Source organism: bacterium, from assembly GCA_031082185.1.
In the GTDB taxonomy this organism is placed as follows: Bacteria; Sysuimicrobiota; Sysuimicrobiia; order Sysuimicrobiales; family Humicultoraceae; genus VGFA01.
Genome location: JAVHLI010000033.1, coordinates 1 through 4,164 on the forward strand (window position 1 = coordinate 1; position 4,164 = coordinate 4,164).

Annotated in this window: 4 protein-coding genes; 3 read left to right on the top strand and 1 reads right to left on the bottom strand. The window is 59.8% G+C overall.

Going from position 1 to position 4,164, the window contains the following annotated elements:
- The 3 genes from RDU83_13935 to RDU83_13945 form a co-directional block, all read left to right on the top strand.
- A partial coding sequence (locus tag RDU83_13935) for a type ISP restriction/modification enzyme (GenBank protein MDQ7842101.1) occupies positions 1 to 946 on the top strand: 946 nt, incomplete at its 5' end.
- 74 nt (positions 947 to 1,020) lie between these two features.
- Positions 1,021 to 1,338: a hypothetical protein gene (locus tag RDU83_13940; GenBank protein MDQ7842102.1), complete on the top strand. Its 318-nt coding sequence runs from the start codon at positions 1,021 to 1,023 to the stop codon at positions 1,336 to 1,338.
- A 56-nt stretch (positions 1,339 to 1,394) separates the two neighbouring features.
- Entirely contained in the window at positions 1,395 to 2,156 is a 762-nt protein-coding gene (locus RDU83_13945; protein MDQ7842103.1) for a hypothetical protein, read from the top strand.
- A gap of 114 nt (positions 2,157 to 2,270) precedes the next feature.
- Here RDU83_13945 and RDU83_13950 read toward each other — a convergent pair whose 3' ends face one another.
- Positions 2,271 to 2,906 carry a hypothetical protein gene (locus tag RDU83_13950; protein MDQ7842104.1) on the bottom strand — a complete coding sequence of 212 codons (636 nt, stop codon included), beginning with the start codon at positions 2,904 to 2,906 and terminating at the stop codon, positions 2,271 to 2,273.
- Positions 2,907 to 4,164 lie beyond the last annotated feature (1,258 nt).

Here is a 4,164-nt window from a genome sequence, read left to right on the forward strand (position 1 = left end):
CGAAGACCGGTCATTCTGGAAACTCGCGGGCGCCCGCGCCGCCCTCGCGAAAGAGAAGAACTGGCAGAGATTTGTGCAGCCCTATCTCTATCGACCCTTTGACCAAGTGTGGCTCTTTGCGATGAAGCCGTTTGTTCACCGACTGCGCCTCAAAGTAATGCAACATCTGCAACGCCCGAATATTGCGATGTGCGTTGGACGCGCAGGGCTGGTCACCAGTGGCCCGTGGGACCTAGTGTTCTGCACGAAGTACATGTGTGACCACAACATCTTCTATCGCGGCAGCAGCACGAACTTCCCGCTGTATCTTTATGAGGACGGCAAGTCCGTGGATCTGTTCTTGGAGAATGAGACACGAAGACCGAATCTGTCCTCCGGGTTCACTAAGGCACTTGCCAGTAAACTCAACATCCGATTCGTGACGAGCGCGCATGGGGATCTGAAGAGGACCGTCGGAGCGTTAGATGTATTCCACTATGTCTATGCGATCCTTCACTCGCCCACCTACCGTTCGAGATACGCGGCATTTCTGAGAAGGGACTTTCCTGTGATACCTCTCACCAAGGACGTGAAACTTTTCAACGCCTTGGTCGGGAAGGGCCAGGAATTGACTGACCTTCATACGATGGGATCGTCGAAACTGAGTGCTGCCGTTACTGCATTCCCTGTCGCGGGGTCGAACATCGTGACCAGGGTGAAATATGAGCCAGATCAAGCGCGCGTATACATCAACGACAAGCAGTTCTTTGAGGGCATCCCTTCGGATATTTGGCAGATGACAATTGGGGGCTTCCCTATTTGCGGCCAGTGGTTGAAGGATCGCAAGGAGCAGACTCTCAGCTATGATGACATTCAGAAGTACCAGCAGATCATCGTGGCGCTTCGAGAGATGAGTCGGGTGATGGATGAGATAGATGACATTATTCCCTCTTGGCCTCTCGAATGAACGGGTGGCCTTTCTCGGTCAACTGGTTTAGTCGGTCGGCTGGACCGCGCCTCCAGCAGCGCCGGAAGCGTACGATGCCTCGCCTTTGCTACCGAATCGACCTCACCGCTCCGCCGCTCGAACTGGCGGCCCAGGCCCTCACCGTCGCTAGAATCCAGGAGCATGCGCGGACGCGTGGGCTCACCGTGGACGAACGCGAGACCGCGTACAGCAGGGAGTTCGTGCTCATGATTTCGGCGGAGCGAATGAACGACGTTCTCTGGGACCTCGACCTCGCGGGGCTGTTGAAGCCGAACCAGAGAATCACGGGAGATCCTGCGCTGCATGTGAAGCTGGAAGAGCGGTTCTCCTGGCTGGAGTGGTCCGACGCTCAGGATGTTGAACCGACATGAGCCTGTGCAGGGCCATTCGGCGATGCCCGGCGTTCCTCGTGTAAAGGACAATTGACATGCCAGGGAAACGAATCGCGCCGCTCCGGAGCAAGGCAGAAAGGGAGCGTCATATCTTTCGCCTTTTCGCCCGGGCCGTGCCTCTTGCCATCAAGCCAAACTCCGTGCGCTCCGGGCGTGGCGACCGTGCACCTGACATCCTCTGTCGTCTCTCCACCGACGAGCGCGTCGCTTTCGAATTGGCACAAATCATCGACGAGGACTTTGCGAAGGGTTTCAGCGACACCCTGAGGCTCAAAGTTGCGCTCGACGAGACCCTTGCAGGTTCTCCTGCCCCGTTCAGAGATGCGTTCGCTCAGATGTTCTCCAACTCGTTGATCGGCCTTTTCTTTGGAAACCATCTAACGTTGCAACGCCGCCGAGCAGCTCTAAAGCCGCTCTTAGAATACATAGGCACTTTGGGACCAAATGCGGTGGGCGAGTTCTTCCCGAGTCAGCCCCCTCTTCGAGACGTGGTTAGGATGGTGACCGTCTTCCGCGGCGCGTTCACCGGACCCGTCCTCGAACCTGTCGGCGGCGGCTTTATCGGAAACCCAATCCTCGCCGTTCTTGAGGGCAAGTTCCGGAAGGTGTACCCGACGTGCCTCCCCATTGAACTTGTGGCGTACTACGATCTACAACTCGAACCCCCGCTCTCGATCTGGGAGCCTGAGGTCTCCCGCTACGCCCCAGAGGCCCTGCCAAAATCCCAATTCCGCCGCGCCTGGGTTTTCTCGGTTGCTTCGGGGCAGATACTGTACGTTCATCCCTCGCTCCCGTAACGCCATCGCTCTCCGACGGACCGGTAATTCGCAGCCCCGGCACCTAACATGCGTTAGGTGCGGGCAACAGAGCGAGTCGATAGGAGTCATGCCCTGTCGGCTCGGGACGCCAAGTCAGGCGCCCTTCCCGTCATCCTTGGACATAGCAGCGAGGGCAGCCTCGACATCGGCAGTAGTGATCTCCACAAAGCCGCTTGCGAGGTACGCCATGTTCTCGCTCCGATCCGGCGGCGCCAGTTCGACCAATCTGTGTACGACACGGCAGGCGGTGTTGTGCGCCCACCGGATGCCCTCGGTGCAACTGATCTTGCCCATCGCCAAATAGTCGGCCGGCTGGGTTTTCTCTGGCTTCGGAAGCGCGATTCCCCTCTGCTCAAGATCCCGTAGCAACCCGAGAGGGAGCCCAGCCATCTTGTAGTGAACGATCTCGTTGCGTAGCCTGACCAGCATTTGGAAGTCCTGGAACGGCTGCGTGTTGCGTGGCATCGTGCGCCCCACGTGGATCTGGGGCAGCAATTGGATCTTGAGTAGGAGGTCAAGTCGTTCTACCTCCTCACTGTCGAAGAGATCCAGGGGTGTGGCGCCGAAGCCCATCTGGGAGAGCGGGCTAATCATGGTTTCGTTCAGGAACGCCTCCACTGAGGCAACGGCGATTACATAAGCGGGGTAAGCGTGCGGTGTGTAGCCGTTGTTGCCGTGGCGGACGCCTCTCCCTGTGAGCATGTACCGGAGAGAGAGTTCGAAGAGCAACCGGACATGAGCGATCAGGTGCGTTGAGATTGTGCTGCCGCCTTGAGACCTGTTCATGAAAGGGAAGTTCGGCGGGTAGCTAGGTGAGTCCTATCGGCACGCTTGAGGTGCAAATGAGGTGCAGACCTCGCGAAACGCCGCTTAGAATGCGGTCCCTGACCATGGGGTCAGGTCTTCAAATTCGGTCGCTCCGTCAGAACCCGTTAGAGACCCCTCACCAGGGTCCGCGTTCAATACTGGCCCCGGCCCGAGCGGCCCACCGGCGCCAACGGAGGCCAAGCAGCGGGAAGCGAGGCGGTCGATGGGGGGCGGCAGACCCGCGGCCGCCAGGTGTCGGACGGCCCTGGGCACCCGCTTCCTGCTTGCGCATTGCTCACATTGGTTCGCAGTGTAGCGACGGTGGATAGCGGCTACTAACCATCAGCGCTACCTGCTGGCACGCCTGCCGGGTCGGGAACGGTCCCGCCACGAACACTGTCCGATAACTGGTGGTTGTGCTGTACGTGGGACCGCCAACCCGGGGCTGAATTACCACTCGCTCGTGGTAGACCAACACCCACAGTCCCTCGGGCGCTCTGGGAGAGACCGGGTGTGGCCTAGGTATTGGAGCAGACCTCGGCGTTGGCGTTGGTGTTGGTGCTGGACTTGGGCGAGACGGAGTGTTTTCCGCTCGGCACTCAAGGCCGGTCTTTTCCGGTTGCCTCGCCAGCTCCCTGAGACACGAGTCCAGTGAATCGTACGCGCCGAGCATCGCAACGATGTTGCCCTGCCGAACGTGCACGAGGTAGTAAATCGTCGCGGCGTGGGCAGGCGTGGCAGTCAAGAGGACGGCCAGTAGGGTCACGAGGCTGAGCAGCCGTCGCACTTTCCCCCCCTCCGCGCCGTCATTGAGAGCAGGTCGCAGTCCGAGGCGATGAGACAGACTTGTGCGGCGCATGAACTGGCTCCCCCTTCACCTACCGCCTTGATTGCCTGATTGAAGGGACCCGGTAGAGCTCGGAGGTCTCCTAGGCGAGGCGCCGCCCAGTACGGGCACGTTCAGAACAGGCTCGATTGTCGTCCTCACCTTGGGCACCTCCGCTAGTGCCTGCTCGTTGGGGACCTACCTTCGACTCAAAGCGCCTGCTACCCTCCTGCTACCCTATCCGGAGAAGGCGCGATGGCTGGAACCCGCGTCGGGACTGGGGTTTCGGCCTTGCTCCCCGGGCTTTTAACCCGCGCGTCGGGGGTTCGAGTCCCTCAGGGCCCACCAGGCAGG

Coding starts and splice junctions, on each gene's coding strand:
- RDU83_13940 (MDQ7842102.1), top strand. CDS start 1,021: ATGCCTCGCCTTTGCTACCGAATCGACCTCACCGCTCCGCCGCTCGAA.
- RDU83_13945 (MDQ7842103.1), top strand. CDS start 1,395: ATGCCAGGGAAACGAATCGCGCCGCTCCGGAGCAAGGCAGAAAGGGAG.